The organism is Syntrophales bacterium (genome assembly GCA_035363115.1).
Taxonomy (GTDB): Bacteria; Desulfobacterota; Syntrophia; order Syntrophales; family PHBD01; genus PHBD01.
Genome location: DAOSEM010000004.1, coordinates 197,892 through 216,264, shown reverse-complemented (window position 1 = coordinate 216,264; position 18,373 = coordinate 197,892). Strand labels below are relative to the sequence as shown.

Here is an 18,373-nt window from a genome sequence, read left to right as displayed (position 1 = left end):
CGATGAACGGAAACGTCCTCCGCATCCTGTACCAGCCCTACAAGTGGCTCGTTTACCTGCCCCTTTTCGTCACCTCGACGGTCGCCTTCCTCCTCCTGGGCATGCCGATCATCGCCCTCTTCGGTCCGGATGCCGCCAATCGCATCGCCGGCCGCGGATGGGCTCGATTCAACGGTTTCATGACCCCCATGCGGGTCACCCTCGTCGGCAGGGAGAACATCCGGAAAGGCCAGTCCTATGTGGTCGTTGCCAATCACCAGAGCTCCTATGACATTTTCGTTCTCTGGGGTTATCTGGGCGTTGATGCCCGCTGGGTCATCAAGAAGGAACTGCGTAGGATCCCTCTGTTCGGCCTTGCCGGAAAGCTGGGCGGAAACATCTACATCGACCGGAGCGACCGGAGGTCTGCCCACGAAAGCCTGGCAGGTGCAGGCAAAATCCTGAAGAACGGCGTTTCCGTGATCATGCTTCCCGAGGGGACGAGAAGCCGCGACGGCAAACTGCGGGAGTTCAGAAAAGGCGCCTTTGCCATGTCTTTGGCCCTCGGAATCCCGGTGCTTCCGGTCACCATCGTCGGCACGAGGCACATCCTGCCACCCGGAACGCTGGATCTTTTTCCCGGCCGCGTCACGCTGGTCGTCCACAAACCCTTGCCCGGCGACGAATACGGGGAAGACCGCCTTGATGATTTCATCCGGGATGTGAGGGGCGTCATCCAGCGGGGGATCGACCGCCATGCCAGGTTCGAGGCATGATGTTGCTTCCCTGCAGCCCGTGAAACGGCATCGCCCTCGGCCTTGTGCAGAAGGAAACGAAAATGGAAATTGCAGAAACCATCCGGTTCGCGGCCTTGTCTGTCTTTCTCTACATGACCGCACTCTTTTTCGTGGCCTTGAAACACCGTGACAACAGCATCGCGGACGTGGCGTGGGGCATGGGTTTTGTCCTTGTATCCTGGACGACGCTCCTGTTCTTCGGTGAGTTCACGAATCGGCATCTGATCGCCAACGTGCTGGTGCTGATCTGGGGCGTGAGGCTTTCCATCCGCATTTATTTGCGAAACCGCGGGAAGGGGGAAGACGTTCGATACCGCCGCTGGAGGGAAGAATGGGGCCGTTCCTTTATCGTGCGGAGCTATTTCCAGGTATTCATGCTGCAGGGATTCCTGATGCTTCTGAACCTATCCCCCGTTCTCTTCATCAATGCGGGCGATGCGGCTGCCCTGACGCTACTGGACGGATTCGGCGTGCTGGTCTGGCTTGTGGGATTTTATTTTGAAGCGGTCTCGGACTGGCAATTGGACCGTTTCATGAGGGATCCCGGCAACAGGGGAATCATTATGGACCGCGGTCTGTGGCGCTATTCGAGGCACCCCAATTATTTCGGTGAGGTGGTCATGTGGTGGGGCATTTACACGCTTGCCCTGTCTGTTCCCTGGGGATGGGTCTCCATTTTCGGCCCTGCAACGATCACGCTCCTGATCGTCTTTGTCTCGGGCATACCCATGACGGAAAAGCTGATGGAGAGCAATCCTTCTTTTGCAGAATACAGGAGGAGGACCAGCGTATTCATTCCCTGGTTTCCAAAAGACTCTTGAACTCAAGAGGGATCGCCAGGCCGGCACCCCTGGTTCCAAAGACGGACCCCTGGGCAGAGCCAGTAAAGGATAAAAATGTCACCTTCCCCATGATCTATCTCCCTGGCAGCCCATCCTCGCCCGATTCGCCCCACATTCATATATCACTCAGAGCCTGGTTTCTGTTACGTAAGGGCACCCCCCAATCGGCGGGCGAGTCGGCATTCATAGAGCGAAAAAAAGGAGGAGACAATCATGAAGGGAGTCAATGTAGCGAGCTATCTGGAGAATTCCGTACATGCCCACCCCGGGAAAGTGGCTTTGATCTTCGAAGAGGAGCGCTGGACGTTCAGAGAACTTGACGCCGAAGCCAACCGGATCGCCAACGGCCTTGTGGATCTGGGCGTGGAGAAGGGAGACCGGGTGTCGCTCTTTCTTCCGAACTGCCCGGAGTTCCTGTTCTGGTATTTCGGAGCCCTGAAGATGGGGGCCGTCGTCAATCCGATCAATACCATGCTCAAGGAGAGGGAGCTGGAATACGTGATTCGGGACTGCACTCCGAAGGTCCTTGTTACCGCGGAAGAGCTGGCGGCGGTTCCGCGCCACGTTTACGGACAGCCCGGGATAGGAATCCGGAAGATGATCGTCGTCAACGGGAAAGACGAAGACGGAATGTTGGCCAACGAAAAGTGGGTGAAGCGATACCCTCCGGTCTTCCATGCGATTCCCGTCGAACAGGACGATCTCGCCGCCATCCTCTATACATCCGGAACGACGGGACAGCCGAAGGGCGTTATGCTGACCCATCTGAACCTCTGGACCAACGCGCGGCATTGCGCGGACTGGGCGGAGACAACGTACAACGACCTCACCGTCTGTGCCCTCCCGCTTTTCCATTCCTACGCCCTCACACACGTGGTGGGCGAGCTCTTCATCGAGGGCGGGGCGGTGGCCTGGCTGAAGCGCTTCGATCCGACGTCCTTCCTGGATGCCATGGCCCGTCATCGGGCAACGGCCTGCCATTGCGTGGCCACGATGTATTACGCGCTGGTGAACCATCCCAACGTGGATGAATACGCCCGGAAGATCCGCTTGCGGTACTGCGTGACCGGAGCGGCGGTGACGCCCGAGCCGATCCTCCAGGCCTGGAACGCAAAGTTCACGCCATTGAGCGAGGGGTACGGCCTCACCGAGGCGGCGCCCGTGGTGTTCATGAACCCGCTTCCCGGAAAGGGCGTGCAGAAAACGATGTCCTGCGGGGTTCCCATTGTCCCGGAAATCAAAGTCGGCGTTGTCAACGACGACGGCAAGCCCGTGGCCGTCGGAGAGGCGGGCGAGCTGATCATCCAGGGACCCAACGTCATGAAGGGGTACTGGAACAAGCCGGAGGCGACGGCAAAAAGCCTCCGGGACGGGTGGCTCTACACGGGCGACATGGTCAGCTTTGACGAGGACGGTTATTATTATATCCGGGACCGCAAGAACGACATGATCAACCGCTCGGCCTTCAATATCTATCCGAAAGAACTCGAGGACGTCCTCTATACCCATCCGGCCATTGCCGAGGTTCAGGTGGTCGGCATTCCGGATCTGGTCAAGGGAGAGGAGGTTGTGGCCTGCCTGGCCCTGAAGCCGGGAAATACAACTACCGAAGAGGATGTCATCCTGTTCTGCCGGAAGAACATGGCCTCATACAAAGTGCCGAAGTACATCCGTTTCTTCGAAACTCTGCCTAAGACGGTGACGGGCAAACTGGAGAAGATGACCCTGCGGAAGGTCCTGCTGGAGGAGCCGAGAAAGCAGTAAGGCAAAAACAAGTACAAATTTAGGTAATTGATCCTGTTCTGGAACCTGTGATAAGGGCGCCAGAACAGGATCAATTATCTATTTCTTTGTAATGCGGCTTGCATAGCCGGGCTTAAGGGGATGACAAGCTCAGCGTTGTATGAACCGGTCGGCATAGGCTTAATCGTGGGATCTTTCGTTGGATTCCATTTTGTTGTCGTATCCCATGTTTTGACAATCTGCGCGGTCGCAATGGCGTATTTGCGCGAGGTCGCAGCAGGTGATCCTTCCCTCACCGCCGGATCAACATTGGTGGTCACAATGGAAAGCGTCCCGTCGTTGTTGAAATAAATTTCGAACGTTCGAAATTGCTGAGGAAAGTCCCTAAGCGACGGGGTCTCGACCTGCCAGAACCCTTTTTCCGGCTGAGTTGGATCTGGCGAGATAAAGGCTTTCACGGTATTGAAGTGACGATGACCGGCAAGCCACAGAATCAGGTTCGGATGACTGTGCAGTTCTGCAATCAGCTCTGGCAGGGTGACGGCATTTTTCGGATCGGTCCACCAGCCCATTTCGGAATGGGGTGCGGTGACTTCGACATCGATCGGGATATGTGCGGCAATAATCATAAGCTGTCCCGCCGCGCTGCCATCAGCAAGTTCCTTTTTAAGCCAGGTCCAGCGAGCCTGATCCAAAAAGCCGTGTCCGTGGATATCGACAGAGCCACTATCTTCGTTTTGCGTATTGTCCAGGACAATCACCTTCAGCGGAATATCCGGCTTGGGAACAAAGCTGTAACAGGCAAAGCCCTTCCGGGCGTCCATCGGATCGAAACCGTGACCGACCGGATGGGAAGACGTTTTAAAAAATTCACCCATCCACTCGGTTCTTAAAAGTGAACGGCGGTTAGGATCGGCGGCAACTTTCGGCGGACTTTTGAAATCCCCGACGGGCCCGGCATGGATAATGTCGCCGTAAGGCGTCGAACCGTCGAGTACACCCATGTAATAATTGCGGCTGTTAATATTCCGGGGGTCACGAAGCACATCGCCCGTCGCGAAAACTTCATCGGTCGTATAAGATTGCCGAAGATCTTTGCGAAGGCTGTAGTCCACGGGGATGGACCCCATCCAGAAATGATCGTGGTTGCCGAGCGTCTGATACCAGGGGATCGTCTTATCCAGTCCCGCCGCCTTGTATGGTTTCTGATATTCGATGGTGTCGACCCCCAGATGCGCGCCTGAGCTGGGAGTGATAATCTTGCCGTCGATGACATCGATATACCAGCGTGTTTCATTGTACTGCGTGGTGTTGCAGGTATCGCCCAGCGACAGTCCGAAGTCGATGGGGTTTTGCCTGTGCAGCACATTTGCGGTCTGAATAGCGGCATCAAGCACATGCGTGGTGTAGAGCATGATCCCGGAATACAGAGATGCCCCTACAGGCAAATTCGGATGCAGGCGTTGAAGATAGATCAACTGATTGGGCGATTCTTTATCAGTGATATGGATGTCCGAGAAGGTAAAGAAATGCACAAGTTTTGTTTTTTTTACGACAGAGGCGCCGCTGTAACCCGCCGGCATCAGATCGTGCCGCCGGTCGAAGGCAAGCCCCGGACCGTAGGTCCAGTTTCCATAGCCTTGTGCATCATATTTGGAAATTTCCCAGAGATTGATCGCAGTCGTCGGCGCGGGGCCGGGCACAATCGTCCTTTGAACCGTGGTTTGCACGTCGGCTGCAATCGGGTAGCCCGCGTACTGAGTTTGTTTTTTAACGAGACATGGCAGGCATCCGAATAAAGAGAAAATCAGCAGACCCGACAACAAGACCAAACCCAGCTTTGTGCTTTGATACTGGGATTTCATGATCATGCTCCTTTTCGATGAAATATCGTGTCTGTTCTTAACACGTATGTCGCTGGAGTTGTATATTTTTTACATATTTATAACTGAGCTTCTGAATCGTAAGCTATCAATTTTAACTCACTTCGATTTCTTCTTGATGTCTTTTCCAATCGAAAACGCCTCTCCCGGGTATTCCGCCGTGCGATAATAGGTTGACCTGCCCTGAGCACGTCTTTATCTATGACCCATCATCTGGAAAAGAGAAGAAGCGGAAAAAGGAAACGACATCGTTAACACGAACGTCTGCAAATTGGCTGTTAACAACAGGATCGAGCCGATCAAAGACATCAAGAAGTCATATCGCAAGGCCCTGCAAGAGGCCGGGATACATGATTTCCGATTCCATGACCTACGGCAACGGCTGCCAGTCAACTTATTATGGCCGGTGCCAGCCTGAAGGATGTCCAGGAGATTCTTGGGCACAAGACGATGAGCATGCCCCTCCGCTACGTACATCTTAGCCAAGAGCACAAGAAAAAGGCGGTCAACCTGCTGAACAAGCTGACCGCCCTTGATGTGAACGCGAAACCTGACGGTTCGGGGGAGCAAGAAACCGGACTGTCACATTTTGTCACAAATCCCGATTTTTGCCTTTCTGATTCCCTGCCCTCCTCCGCCAAGTCCGCGATTTTTATGGTGGGCGATCCGCGACTCGAACGCGGGGCCTTTGGTTCCGGAGACCAACGCTCTATCCACCTGAGCTAATCGCCCTGTATTGTTACGGCCGCTCGCGGCAACCGCTCATGCCGGTCGTCCGAAGCGCCGATCATCCGCCGGTGTCGAGCCCTCCCGGGACTCCTTCTCCGGCTGGACGTGTTCAAAGAAGGAACCGCTTTTGCCATTTTTCAGAACCGTTGTCAACCGCTTATTCGCGGCAATGCCGCGGATCTCCTCGTCCTTCATGAGTTTTCCGGGAATGCCCCGGTCTTTCGGGTTCCAGCCGCCCGGTCTCCGATTCAGGATCCCGCCGTCGCGAGTCTCGGCATTGAGGTCCGGGGATTTCACCTCAGGGAGGGACGCATGGAATGTGTACGTCCGTGCCAAAGCGGCCGTGCAGAACCGCTTGCGTGTCATGGCCGCTTGCCACTATTATGAACTATCCTCTGCGGCACTGCAGATCACCATCGTCATGGCCTCGGCGGAAATCATCACGGGTGTGGCCGCCCTGATCTGGATATCGGGAGGTCTGGGAGTGGTTGCCTTGATTCTTGGCGCCATCGGCCTGTTCGCGTCAATGGCGGTTCACCTGTTCTGAATTGGGGTTATATGAATCCTTTCAACCCGGATACGTATTGCGGGCTCTACTGCAGCGCCTGTTCGATCGCCATGTTCGGCCAAACCGGTCGTGCGGACGGATTGGCCGCCTGTCTCGGAAGCGTGCCCAGTGCGGATCTTGTCTGCGGCGGGTGCAAATCGGACGTCGTATACGCTGGTTGCAGCATGTGCAGCCTGCGCCGCTGTGCCCGGGACAAAGGGATTGCACACTGCATCGACTGTGGCGATTATCCCTGCAGGACGTACAGGGCGTGGCAGTCCTCCGCCAAGTTCCTCCCCCATGCCCGCGAGGCCGTACCCAACCTCAAATCCATTCAACGTGACGGCGCCGTCCATTGGCTGGATACGCAAAAGAAGCGCTGGTCCTGCTCCGAATGCAGCACTCCGTTTTCTTGGTATGCATCGGAATGCAGTCAATGCGGCCGCAGCCTTTCCGGTCACGCTCACTCACTATCCGGCTGGAGGAAATTCCTGTGCCGAATCGTGCTCCCAATGGTGTATCGGAAGGCAAAGGCGAAAAGATCGGCGGATTCCCCCCTGCAGTCCCGCTGAATGACCGGATGCCGAATGCCTTGCATTTATTGATTCTATGTCAATGAAGAACCGTTGACCCCTTTTTCCGGTTCCGGTTGGAGACGAAGATCTCCGGCTTGAACGTAGTTCTCTGATCCACTTAACATTGTAAATTCACAGAAAACTCATTTACGTACGGAAAACCCGTATTGACAGATGTATCTTTTTTTGCATAATGCACGCAGGTCCGTTCCAGGAGTTCATCTCTTCCCTGTTATGCGTTCGAAAACTCTGGAACGAGATTTAGAGAGCCCGGCCATGCGGGAACATGGACCGGGCTTTCGCTTTTTATGTCCTGTCTGTCATCTCCTCCCGCAGAACTCCCTGTTGATCTTTCGGATCTTAAACATGCTTAAATATTTCCGTTCCCTTTTGAAGCTTTGTATGTTAGAAAATCACCTAATCCAGAGGTTGAACGCGACAGGGAAACACGCTTGACAAAGCGGAGCCCGGATCATGTTCCCGCATGGTGCGGGCTTTCCCTTCTCTGGACATCCTGTCCAATCACCCTTTTCTCCTGAATCACCTCTTCCCAAAATTTTATGCGTGCCGGTAAAATCGTGTTTCTATGCCGGCAGGAGAGTGGAAGGACCGGTCCGCATTTCGGGCGATCATTTCATGAGCCGACGCATCGAATCATTATAGGAACCGATCTGCAGCGCGATCAAGAGCAGGATGAGCGCCTCGCTTGAAACAGGCAATCCATTGTACAGAAAGATGTTTTCCCGCTGGAGCGTTCCTGATACCTGAACCTCTTTATCCTGTTCGAGCAGATGGAAACCAACACCCAGGCTGATCATCCCCGTCTTGCCGTCAACAGCCTGCTCGGGTGGGACGCGGTAAACCGACACCTGAACACAGGAGAGGAAAAACAGGAAAAACAACATGGCCAGCGTGATCAGAAACGTGGTTCTGGTTGCCCTTCCCGTCAGGACGGCTTCGCGCTCGTCCCGCTCTCTCATGAAGGTGATCCTGGAGATCACCTGATCTCTCAGGGTCTCGGAGACCATCAACCGAAAACAAAGATAAAGGGAAATCGCCATCCAGGCCGCAATGAACAATCCGGAAAGCGAATTCACAAGTCCGGCAAGACTGCTGTTCCGATCCAGCAAACCCTGGCTGTAGCAATAGCCGAAAACGGCGAATACGACGCCGACGGGAAGCCCATATAGAAAGACCTTCAGCAGGATTGTATCGAACCGTTTCATTTCTCCTCCTCAGCAATCTGGAAAATCAAGTTTATGTCCGTCTGAAAATACCGGGCGATGCGAAACGCCAGTTCAAGGGACGGATTGTACCCCCCTCCCTCGATCGCGATGATCGTCGCCCTCGTCACACCGACCTCCCTTGCAAGCTGCTCCTGGGTGATCCGGCGCTCCGCCCGCAGAACATGCAGGCGATTCACAATTTTCAACTGCGGCAGAGATTTCGGCATCCCGGGTTTCCTTGGTCTTGATCGTGATGGGCGTTAGTATACTCTATTTTACATATTGTCAAGTTTATTTTACTTACACATCTGATTCTTCCTCCGAGACGCGTTTACGGATCTTTCTGCAGGGCAAAAAAAAGCGTCGACCCGGATTGAATCCGTCGGTCGACGCCTGTACCGTCCGGGCCGATCGCCCGCTTTCGAACGGTCTGTCTCACCAGGTGCCGGGAAGTTTCAGGGAATCTTCCCGCCGCCTGATTCCGTCTTCGTGAATATTCCGGGAATGTTCGTCAGGACCGGATCCGCCCGGCCTCCGCCGCTCCCGGATCTTCCGCCCTTCCCCGTGGGATGCTCACGGCCCCCAGGATGGCCCTGACGGGCTCGCTCCGGTTCATGCAGTAGATGTGCAGGCCGTCGACACCACTCCGGATCAGCTCCTCGGCCTGCCGGACGGCATGCTCCAGGCCGTACTTCTCGACCTCCCCGGGCCGCTCCATGACGCGGTCCAGCTTATCGCCCAGGCCGGAGGGAATCGTGGCGCCGCAGAGGCCGACGATCCGCTTGATCTGGTTGTAGTTCAGGATGGGCCACAGCCCCGGCAGGATGGGGACCTGGATCTTCATGGCCCGGGCGCGGTCGCGGAAACGAAAGAAAAACTCGTTGTTGAAGAAGAGCTGGGTAACGATGAAATCCGCCCCGGCATCAATCTTCTTCTTGAGGTTTTTCAGGTCGTCGTCGAAAGAGGCCGCTTCGGGATGGCCCTCGGGATATCCCGCCACGCCGATGCAGAAGGGCCACCCCCGGTGGATGAACTCCACCAGGTCGCTGGCGAAGTGGAAGCCCCCGGGGGTGGGTGTGAATGTCTCCTGTCCCGCCGGCGGATCTCCCCGGAGGGCAAGGATGTTCTCGATGTTCCGCTCGCGGAAGGCGTCCAGCGTCCGGGCAATGTCGTCCCGGGTGGCCTCGACGCAGGTCAGGTGCCCCAGCACTTCCCGCTGGAAGTCGTTTTTCACCTTCGAGGCGATCTCCAGGGTCTTGTCGCGGGTGCTTCCGCCCGCGCCATAGGTGACGGAGATGAAGTGGGGATCGAACGTGCCCAGTTCCCCGATCGTCGAGAACAGGCTCTCCAGGTTTCCCTCCCGCTTGGGCGGAAATACCTCGAAGGAGAGGCAGAATCGGTTTTCCTTCAGGATTTTCTTGATTTCCATATCGAGGCTCCGTTAAAGGCCGGTATTCATGTCATTTCGGCCGTTCCTTGTCAACCACATTTCGTGAAACCGGTTGATTTTCCTGGTCAATGCTGGTACATCGCCTTCATGTCGGTGTTGTATTCCAGGATCTGTCCGCTTTTGCGGGCCGCCATGGCGGTCATTCCCCTGATTTTGCTCATGTCCGCCCCGGCTTTTGCGGGAGCGGAAATCCAGAACGTCCGCCACTGGACGGCCCCGGACCAGACCCGGGTCGTCTTTGACGTGAGCGATGGAATCGTCTTCACCGTACACAAGGAAGCCGGCCGGGTTTTCATCGATTTCCAGAATGCCACCCCGCGGGACTCCCTCCCCTCTTCCTTCGAAATGAACAAGCCGGCCATTGAAAAGATCGTCCTGGGACGGGGCCCCGGGAACGCCCTCCGGGCGGAGCTCCATCTCCCGGAGGGTGCCGAGTCGAACGTGTTCCGTCTGAAGCGTTTCCAGGACCGGCCCGAGCGGGTGGTGGTGGACCTCCGGCTGCCCGCCCTGGAAAAGAAGGAGAGCGAGACCCGCCGGGCCGTGAAGAAGGATCGGAGGGACCGAATCGTCATCATCGATCCCGGCCACGGAGGAGACGATCCGGGGGCGATCGGACGCCACGGCACCAAGGAAAAGGACGTGGTCCTCCAGATCGGCAGGAAGCTCCGAGACGAGTTGAACGGCCGGGAGGGCTACCGGGCCTTCCTGACCCGGAGCGGCGACTACTATGTGCCCTTCCGTAAGCGCGTCACCATCGCGAAGGAATACGGTGCGGACCTCTTCGTCAGCATCCATGCCGACGCCGTGAAGGGAACCCACGCCCGGGGCAGCTCTGTCTACGCCCTGTCGCTGACCGGGGCCTCCAACGAGGCGGCCCGCCTCCTGGCGACCAATGAAAACCTCTCGGACATCATCGGCGGCGTATCGGAGGAAGAGAACGGCGAAGATACCGATGCGATCCTGCTCAACATGTTCCAGACGAACACCATCAACCAGTCCCGGCTCTTCGGCTCGACGGTCCTGAATCACATGGGACATGTGGGAAGCATCAAGTTCGCCACCGTGCAGCATGCCCCCTTCCGGGTCCTGAAGCTGCCGGACATTCCTTCCGTCCTGGTTGAGACTGCCTACATCTCTAACCCGGAGGAGGAGAAGCTCCTCAAGCACCGCCTGCACCAGCAGAAGATCGCCGCGGCCATCGCCGACGCCGTCACCGAGTTTCTGCCGACGGAAGAGACCGGCGGCCCGGATGTGAAGATCGTGAAAAGGGGGCGGGGTGAACGGACGGACGTGGCCCTTCACCTCGTAAAGCGAGGTGAAACCCTCGACGGAATTGCGAAAAAGTACGGCACAACCCTGGCGGTCCTCTTGAAGCTCAACAACAGGAAGATCGACGATCCGCTCCTCTGGGGCCTGAAAATCAAGGTGCCTGCCCTGGACTCCGGAGAAGAAGCGGTCGCGCCGAAGAAGGTGGCGGGGACCCGGGAGAAGGCACCGAAGCGGCGCATCCTCACCTACCGGGTGAAAAGGGGGGAGTCGCTCGGATCGATCGCCCGGGACCGGCAGGTCTCGCTCCAGGCCCTCCTGGAGGCCAACGACATGAAGCGGGACGATCCCCTGTTTGTGGGACGCCTCCTGAAAATTCCCGCCGACGGGACGGATCCCGATGACGCCGCGTCCGACGAAAAACCGAAGAAGGCATCGGCGGGCAAGAGCGAACGAATGATTTATTACCGGGTAAAGAAGGGCGACAACCTGACGGAGATTGCCCGCCGCCATCACACCTCCGTGGAGAGCCTGATGGCCCTGAATTCGATCCAGCGCGACGATCCCCTCTACGTAAACCGGCGTCTCCGGGTCCCGGCTCCTGCCGGCCGATAAAAGCGATGATGAAGAAGCTGCTCGTGCAGGTCCTCTTGATCCTGCTGCTGGCCCCGCAGCCCGCGGCTCTACACGCCGGGTCGCGTCCGGATTTCCGGCCCGCCGGATTCATCGTCGCGGGCCTGGCGCCGGATGAGGTTCTCGCCGGCCCTTCCACGGCATCGTCTGCCGGAGAAGAGGTCCGCAGCGGGGAATCGGTCCGGAAGGAGGAGGCCGCCGTCCGGGAGGAGCTTCGCCGATACCTGGGAGGAAACGGCTTTCTCCCCTTCGGCAAATCCTGGCAGGACCGGGAGAAATTCTGGGCCGCCCCGTCCGATACCGGCCCGGGGCAGGGAGAAAAAACAAACGGGAGCACATGGAACGAGTTCTACTATGGGAACTTCCGCCTGTCCCTGTCCACCATGCCCGGAGAAGACGATCACCTGAAGCGCCTCACCCCCTGGGAGACCCCGGAGACAAGGCGCTGGGAGCGGTTTCAGAGCCTTCCGGGCCAGCTTCGCTCCGGCTCCTACCGGGAGACCATCGAGGGGGTCGGGGTGATTGTCGAACCCCGGATCCGCCTGGGAATCGAATTCTGATTGTGCTATAGCGCCCGCGACGAACGAACGGAGGACCGACCATGAATGTGACCGAAGGCGTCCACGCCTTCCTGTGGCAGAGCTACTCGGAGAACAACTGCAACGCCTACCTGCTCGAGGGGGAGAAGAATATCCTCGTGGATCCGGGCCACCGGCACCTGCTGGACCACGTGGACCGGGGACTGAAGGATGCGGGGCTTTCCCGCGACCGGATCGACGTCGTCCTGATCACCCATGCCCACCCGGATCACCTGGAGTCGATCGGAGAATTCTCGCCCCCGGCCCTCTTTGCCATGAACCAGCGGGAATACGATCTCTTCAATCAGTACGCCGCGGGATACATGAAGCTTCCGGAGCCGGATTTCTTCCTGGGAGAGGGGGACCTCATGATCGGGGACATCCGGCTCCAGGTGATCCTGGCTCCGGGCCACTCGCCCGCCTCGGTCTGTCTCTACTGGGCGGACAAGAAGGTGCTGATCACGGGGGACGTGGTCTTCGACCGGGGAATCGGAAGGACCGACATGCCCGGCGGGAGTGGGAAGGCCCTGATGCAGAGCATCCGCCGCCTCGCCGCCCTGGACGTGGAATACCTCCTGACGGGCCACGGCGGGATCGTCGCCGGCCGCGACGCCGTCCGGAAAAATTTCAAGGAAATCGAGAAGACCTGGTTCCCCTACCTTCGCTGATCGTCAGACGGCCAGCCGCTTCAGGAGCCGCTTCCGGAAAGCCGATCGTTCCTCCCGGACCCTCTCCAGGAGGGCCTGATCCCGATTGGGATTCGGGATGACCGCCGCACCGGAGACCCCTTTCCGCCGCAGGGCCTCCCGCACCGCCTCCAGGCCTTCCAGCACGATCCGGGACAGGTCCTCCCGGCCGGCCTCGGCCAGTTCCCGCGCCGGCTCCGTCTTCATCTTCAAGACCTTTTCCATGAGCTCGAAGACGGCTCCGTTCTCTCCCCCGGGTTCCACGTGCTCCAGCAGGGCCGACCGGAAAATCCTCTCCGATTCGGGAAACTCCTTCTTCTCTTCGGCGTATTCCTTCTTCAGGTCCCGGAGAGTGGCCATTCCGTCCCGGTAGCGCTGAATCCACCCCTTGGCCTTCCCCTCGGCCTCCCGCCTCCGGATGGCCGTCTTTTCCTCCTCCGACAGGGAGAGGTTCTTCGTCCTCTCCATGATCAGATCGATGGTGCTCTTGATCTCCGCCATGTTTCCATACCTTCCTGTCGACCGGCTTGCCGCCGGATTGATCTGCTGCCGGGAGTCCCGCCGGCCCGGACACGTTCGGGGAACGAAAAATCCGCCCGCCGCCCCGGAACCCGTCCTTACCGGACCATGACGAGCTTCTGCTCCTCCTTCGGAACATGCCACTTGATGAAATTGTAGGTGATCCCCAGCGGCGCCGGCTCGATGCCGCGGATACGGGCCGAAACGATGGGCAGCGCATCGGGCACGTACAGGAACAAATAGGGCTGCTCCTCCGCCAGGATCTCCTGGATGCGATCGTAGGCCTTCTTCCGCTCCTTCTGGTCGAAAGTTCCCCTTCCCTTCTCGATCAGGGCGTCCACCTCGGGATTCCGGTAGGAGACGAAGTTCAGCTCCTGGGGCCCCGTCTTGGAGGAGTGCCACACATCGTAGATGTCCGGATCCAGGGGAATCGTCCAGCCCAGGATGGTGGCGTCGAACTTGCGTTTGTTGATGAAGTCGTTGACGAAAGCGGCCCACTCAACGACCCGGATCTTCACGTGGATGCCCACCTCCGCCAGGCGGCGCTGGATGATCTCGGCACACTTGCCCCGCACCTCGTTTCCCTGGTTGGACAGGATCTCGAACGTGAACGGCTTCCCGTCCCGGTCCAGGACGCCGTCCCCGTCGGTGTCCCGCCAGCCCGCCTCGGCCAGAAGCTCCCGTGCCTTCTGCGGATTATAGGGATACTTCCGGACGTAGGGATTGTAGGCCCAGGTCCCCGGCTTGTACGGTCCCGTGGCCTCCCGCCCCAGCCCCAGGAGGACCCCCCGGATGATCTCCTCCTTGTCCACGGCATAGGCGATGGCCTGGCGGACCCGCTTGTCGGAGAACATCGGGTTCAGCAGGTTGTAGCCCATGTAGGTGTAGGAAAAGGAGAGGTAGCGGTACTTGTTGAAGTCCCGCCGGAACAGGGTGCTCTCCGTCTGCCGGGTGTACTGGAGGGGCGTGAGGCCCATCCGGTCGATCCCGCCGGCCCGGAGCTCCAGGAACATGGTGGCCGTGTCGGGAATGATCCGCATGATGTAGCCGTCCAGGTACGGCCGGCCCTCGAAATAATCGGGATTCGACGCCAGCACGAGCTTCTGCCCCGTCACCCACTCCTTGAAGAGGTAAGGCCCCGTCCCCACGGGCCTCCGGGCCAGCGGCGTGGACTTGATGTCCTTGCCTTCCAGCAGGTGCCTGGGAAGAACCGAGGCGCTCCAACTCGTGAGGGCCGGGGCGAAGGGCCGGTCGTAGGTGACCCGGAAGGTGTGCGGATCCAGGACCTCCGCCTTCTTCACCTTCAGGAAGTCCCCCGCGTAGGCCGTCGGTGTCTTCGGATCGATGGTGAGGCGGTAGGTGAAGAGAACGTCCTCCGCCGTGAAAGGCGCGCCATCGTGCCACTTCACGCCTTTCCGCAGGTGGAAGGTGATGACCAGCCCGTCCTTCGAGATGTCCCAGGACTCGGCCAGGTCGCCGACGACGTTCATGTCCTTGTCGTACTTGACGAGGCCGTTGAAGACGAGTTCTGCGATATCGTGGGAGGCGCTGTCGGAGGCAAGGATCGGGATGAGGTTGCTGGCGTCGCCGATGGAGCCGGTCACCAGGATGTCGCCGTAGGCGGGAGGGGCGTCGGCAGCACCTTTTCGGCGCTCATCTCCTTCCGGCCGCGAGCAGGCCGCTGCCAGTACGAGCAGAACGGAGATGAAGATCAGGATCCGGGAGGTCTTCATGGCCCGGCACGGTACCCCAAGGGCCGGGGCCCTTGCAACGGAATTCTGCCGCTATTCGTGCCGCAGGGCGTCGATGGGATGGAGCAGGGAGGCCTTGTAGGCCGGATAGAAGCCGAAGAAGATGCCCACGAGGGCCGAAAAGCCAAAGGCCAGGAAGATCGAGAGAACGGACACCTCGGTGGACCACCCGGCCAGGAACGACAGGATTCCGGACACGGTCACACCCAGGAGGATGCCCGCGACGCCCCCGATGAGGGAGAGGGTCAGGGCCTCGATGATGAACTGCAGCCGGATGTCCCGGGCCTTGGCGCCCACGGCCATGCGGATGCCGATTTCCCGGGTGCGCTCCGTCACCGAGACGAGCATGATGTTCATGATGCCGATGCCGCCCACCAGGAGCGACACCGAGGCGATGGCCCCCAGCAGCAGGGTCATGACCCTCGTGGACTGCTCCGCCACCTGGAGCATGGAGGTCAGGTTCCGGACCGTGAAATCGTCTTCCCGTCCCGGGCCGATGCGGTGGCGCTGCCGGAGCAGCTCCGTCACCTGCCGCTCCGCCTCGGGGAGGGCCTCGGCGCTGACGGCCTTCACCTGGATGGAACCGATCGTCCCGGCGTGAGCCGTCCCGAAGACCTTCTTCTGGGCCGTCGTGATGGGAATGTAGATTACGTCGTCCTGATCCTGCCCGATGGGCGACTGGCCCTTCCGATCCAGGATCCCCACAACCATGAAGGGAATTTTCCGGATCCGGATGATCTGGCCGACGGGGTCCATGCTGCCGAAGAGGCTGTCCGCCACCGTCTGCCCCAGGAGGCAGACCTTCGTGGCGTTCCGGACGTCCTGTTCGAAGAAGTTCCGTCCGCTCGCGAGGTCCCAGTCCCGGACCTCCAGGATGCCGGGCTCCACGCCGGTGATCGCCGTGGCCCAGTTCTGGTTCCCGAAGACCACCTGGGCGGCCCGGCGCATCTCCGAGGAGACGGCCTGCACGGCCGGGCACTCCCTCCGGATCGCCTCGGCGTCGTCCCGGGTCAGGGAGGACTGGGCTCCCGCTCCCAGGCGCACCCCGCCCTGGGTGATGCTGCCGGGGATCACGATGATCAGGTTGCTCCCGATGGAGGCGATCTGCTGGGAGATCTTCCGGCTCGCCCCGGTGCCCACGGCCAGCATGGCGATGACGGCCCCCACACCGATGATGATGCCCAGCATGGTCAGGGAGGACCGCATCTTGTTGACCCACAGGGCCCGGAAAGAAATCTTGAGGGTGGACGGGATGCCGATCATGTCGTCACCGCCTCGTCGCTGACCACGCGGCCGTCGAGGAACCGGATAACCCGCCGGCTGAAGGATGCCACGTCGGGGTCGTGGGTCACCACCACCATGGTGATGCCCGACTCGCGGTTGAGCCGGACGAAGAGCTCCATGATCTCGACGCTTGTCCTGGCATCGAGGTTTCCCGTCGGCTCGTCGGCAAAGACGATGGGGGCGTCGTTCACCAGGGCCCGGGCGATGGCCACGCGCTGCTGCTGCCCGCCGGAGAGCTGGTTCGGCCGGTGATGCTCCCGTCCCTCGAGGCCCAGCAGCCGGAGGGCATCCAGGGCCCGTTTCTTCCTCTCTCCCGCCGGAATGGAGCTGTAGAGCATCGGCAGCTCGGCGTTCTCCAGGGCCGTCGAGCGGGAGAGCAGGTTGAACCCCTGGAAGACGAAGCCGATCTTCCGGTTCCGGATCTCCGCCAGCTCGTCGGGATCGAGGCGGCTCACGTCCATGCCGTCGAAGCGGTATTCGCCGCTGGTGGGCCGATCGAGGCAACCGATGACGTTCATGAAAGTGGACTTGCCGGAGCCGGACGGCCCCATGACGGCGACGAACTCCCCCCGGTCGATCGTCACGGAGACGCCGTCCAGCGCGTGGACGGGGCTGTCCCCCACGTCGTAGATCTTCATCAGGTCGACCGTCTCGATCAGGGTCGTCACCGGAAGAACCTCGGGCTCATCTGCTGCTGCTGCTTGCTGTTCCCGGCGCCGGCGGCCTCGACGATCACGTCCTGGCCTTCCTTCAGGTCTCCCGAGACGATCTCCGTGAACTGGCCGTCGCTGATCCCGGCAGTGACGGCAACGCGCTTCGGCTTTTTGCCCTCGAGGACCCACACCGCCTGCCCCCGCCCTGCTTCCCGTCCATCCCTGCCCTCTCTTCCCTGGACGGCGGCGGACGACGCTCCTTTTCCGTCCCTGCCGGCGGGCCGGAAACGGAGAGCCGCATTGGGCACCTTCAGCGCCTCCGTCCGCCGGTCGATGATGATGGAAACGTTGGCGGTCATGCCCGGCTTGAGCTTCAGCTCCGGGTTGGCAACCTTGACCACCGCGTCGTAGGTCACCACGTTCTGCACCGTCGTGGGCGCGTTGCGGACCTCCGAGACATCGCCCTGGAAGGGGGCCTCCGGATACGCATCGACGGTGAACGTCACCTGCTGGCCCACCTTGATCTTGCCGATGTCCGCCTCGTCCACGTTCGCGTCGATCTGCATCCGGGTCAGGTCCTGGGCGATGTTGAACAGCGTGGGGGTCTGGAAGCTCGCCGCCACGGTCTGGCCGATGTCGATGCTTCGCGAGATGACGGTTCCGTTCACGGGGGAGAGGATCCGGGTGTTGTGGAGGTTGGTCTCCGCCGCGGTCAGGGCCGCCCGGCTCTGCTGGACCTGGGCCCGGGCCGCGCTGAGCGAGGCGGCGGCGGTCGAGGCATTCGTCTCCGCCGTGTCCAGGTCGCTCCGGGCAATGAAGTTTGCAGTATAGAGTTCCTTGTTGCGTTCGAAGGTCCGCTTCGTGTCCCGGGCGGTTGCCTCGGCCTTTTCCACGTTCGCCTCGGCCAGACGAAGGTTCGCCCGCGCCTGGTCCACCTGGGCCTGGAAGGAGACCGGGTCGATCTGGGCAAGAACCTGACCCTTCTTCACCGGCGAGTTGTAGTCTACGAAGAGCTCCTTGATGGTCCCGGACACCTGCGTTCCCACCAGCACCGTGGTGACGGCGTTGACCGTGCCCGTGGCGGTGACGGCAGCCACAACCTCACCGCGGACGGCCCTGGCCGTCTTGAAAGCGGGACTGCTGTTCCTGTGGAAGAAAAACCAGATGGCCGCCGCCGCGATCAGGGCGGCGATGCCGGCCATGATCAGGATCTTCTTTCGGTTCATGCCTGC

17 protein-coding genes and 1 tRNA gene are annotated in these 18,373 nt (G+C 59.7%); 7 read left to right on the top strand and 11 right to left on the bottom strand.

What is annotated here, in order from left to right; translation table 11 throughout:
• The first annotated feature begins 2 nt into the window (after window positions 1-2).
• From PLO63_10730 to PLO63_10720, 3 genes are all read left to right on the top strand, one after another.
• A complete protein-coding gene (locus tag PLO63_10730; GenBank protein HOI74612.1) occupies window positions 3-755 on the top strand; it encodes a lysophospholipid acyltransferase family protein in 753 nt (250 codons plus the stop codon).
• A 62-nt stretch (window positions 756-817) separates the two neighbouring features.
• The gene (locus PLO63_10725) at window positions 818-1,597 is read left to right on the top strand and encodes a DUF1295 domain-containing protein (GenBank protein ID HOI74611.1); all 780 of its coding nucleotides are present in this window, start codon (window positions 818-820) and stop codon (window positions 1,595-1,597) included.
• A gap of 234 nt (window positions 1,598-1,831) precedes the next feature.
• Complete coding sequence (locus tag PLO63_10720) at window positions 1,832-3,382, top strand: long-chain fatty acid--CoA ligase (GenBank protein ID HOI74610.1); 1,551 nt, start codon at window positions 1,832-1,834, stop codon at window positions 3,380-3,382.
• A gap of 74 nt (window positions 3,383-3,456) precedes the next feature.
• Here PLO63_10720 and PLO63_10715 read toward each other — a convergent pair whose 3' ends face one another.
• The 3 genes from PLO63_10715 to PLO63_10705 all read right to left on the bottom strand — a co-directional run bounded on the left by PLO63_10715 (window position 3,457) and on the right by PLO63_10705 (window position 6,168).
• Window positions 3,457-5,226, bottom strand: a complete 1,770-nt coding sequence (locus PLO63_10715; protein ID HOI74609.1) for a TIGR03768 family metallophosphoesterase — start codon at window positions 5,224-5,226, stop codon at window positions 3,457-3,459.
• A 673-nt stretch (window positions 5,227-5,899) separates the two neighbouring features.
• Window positions 5,900-5,976: transfer RNA gene (locus PLO63_10710), tRNA-Arg, on the bottom strand.
• A gap of 30 nt (window positions 5,977-6,006) precedes the next feature.
• The gene (locus PLO63_10705; protein ID HOI74608.1) at window positions 6,007-6,168 is read right to left on the bottom strand and encodes a hypothetical protein; all 162 of its coding nucleotides are present in this window, start codon (window positions 6,166-6,168) and stop codon (window positions 6,007-6,009) included.
• Between the two features lie 124 nt (window positions 6,169-6,292).
• Here PLO63_10705 and PLO63_10700 point away from each other — a divergent pair, with 124 nt between their 5' ends.
• Window positions 6,293-6,520 carry a DUF4337 family protein gene (locus PLO63_10700; GenBank protein ID HOI74607.1) on the top strand — a complete coding sequence of 76 codons (228 nt, stop codon included), beginning with the start codon at window positions 6,293-6,295 and terminating at the stop codon, window positions 6,518-6,520.
• Window positions 6,521-7,724: 1,204 nt separating this feature from the next.
• On the opposite strand, the gene PLO63_10695 is transcribed toward PLO63_10700, so the two are convergent.
• The 3 genes from PLO63_10695 to metF form a co-directional block, all read right to left on the bottom strand.
• Entirely contained in the window at window positions 7,725-8,321 is a 597-nt protein-coding gene (locus PLO63_10695) for a hypothetical protein (GenBank protein HOI74606.1), read from the bottom strand.
• Complete coding sequence (locus PLO63_10690; protein HOI74605.1) at window positions 8,318-8,548, bottom strand: helix-turn-helix transcriptional regulator; 231 nt, start codon at window positions 8,546-8,548, stop codon at window positions 8,318-8,320. The genes PLO63_10695 and PLO63_10690 overlap by 4 nt, the downstream gene beginning before the upstream one ends.
• Before the next feature lie 284 nt (window positions 8,549-8,832).
• On the bottom strand, window positions 8,833-9,750 hold the full coding sequence (metF, locus tag PLO63_10685) for a methylenetetrahydrofolate reductase [NAD(P)H] (GenBank protein ID HOI74604.1): 918 nt from the start codon (window positions 9,748-9,750) through the stop codon (window positions 8,833-8,835).
• 180 nt (window positions 9,751-9,930) lie between these two features.
• On the opposite strand from metF, the gene PLO63_10680 reads away from it, so the two are divergent.
• Genes PLO63_10680 through PLO63_10670 form a run of 3 tightly spaced genes read left to right on the top strand, consistent with a single transcriptional unit; the run spans window position 9,931 to window position 12,916 of the window.
• Window positions 9,931-11,652 carry an N-acetylmuramoyl-L-alanine amidase gene (locus tag PLO63_10680; protein HOI74603.1) on the top strand — a complete coding sequence of 574 codons (1,722 nt, stop codon included), beginning with the start codon at window positions 9,931-9,933 and terminating at the stop codon, window positions 11,650-11,652.
• Between the two features lie 5 nt (window positions 11,653-11,657).
• The gene (locus PLO63_10675; protein ID HOI74602.1) at window positions 11,658-12,230 is read left to right on the top strand and encodes a hypothetical protein; all 573 of its coding nucleotides are present in this window, start codon (window positions 11,658-11,660) and stop codon (window positions 12,228-12,230) included.
• Between the two features lie 41 nt (window positions 12,231-12,271).
• Entirely contained in the window at window positions 12,272-12,916 is a 645-nt protein-coding gene (locus PLO63_10670; protein HOI74601.1) for an MBL fold metallo-hydrolase, read from the top strand.
• Between the two features lie 3 nt (window positions 12,917-12,919).
• On the opposite strand, the gene PLO63_10665 is transcribed toward PLO63_10670, so the two are convergent.
• The 5 genes from PLO63_10665 to PLO63_10645 all read right to left on the bottom strand — a co-directional run bounded on the left by PLO63_10665 (window position 12,920) and on the right by PLO63_10645 (window position 18,367).
• Window positions 12,920-13,435 carry a hypothetical protein gene (locus tag PLO63_10665; GenBank protein HOI74600.1) on the bottom strand — a complete coding sequence of 172 codons (516 nt, stop codon included), beginning with the start codon at window positions 13,433-13,435 and terminating at the stop codon, window positions 12,920-12,922.
• 116 nt (window positions 13,436-13,551) lie between these two features.
• The gene (locus PLO63_10660; protein HOI74599.1) at window positions 13,552-15,186 is read right to left on the bottom strand and encodes a peptide-binding protein; all 1,635 of its coding nucleotides are present in this window, start codon (window positions 15,184-15,186) and stop codon (window positions 13,552-13,554) included.
• Between the two features lie 51 nt (window positions 15,187-15,237).
• A complete protein-coding gene (locus PLO63_10655; GenBank protein ID HOI74598.1) occupies window positions 15,238-16,467 on the bottom strand; it encodes an ABC transporter permease in 1,230 nt (409 codons plus the stop codon).
• On the bottom strand, window positions 16,464-17,156 hold the full coding sequence (locus PLO63_10650) for an ABC transporter ATP-binding protein (protein HOI74597.1): 693 nt from the start codon (window positions 17,154-17,156) through the stop codon (window positions 16,464-16,466). Before PLO63_10650 ends, PLO63_10655 begins: the two co-directional genes overlap by 4 nt.
• Complete coding sequence (locus PLO63_10645; protein ID HOI74596.1) at window positions 17,153-18,367, bottom strand: efflux RND transporter periplasmic adaptor subunit; 1,215 nt, start codon at window positions 18,365-18,367, stop codon at window positions 17,153-17,155. Before PLO63_10645 ends, PLO63_10650 begins: the two co-directional genes overlap by 4 nt.
• Between the last annotated feature and the right edge of the window lie 6 nt (window positions 18,368-18,373).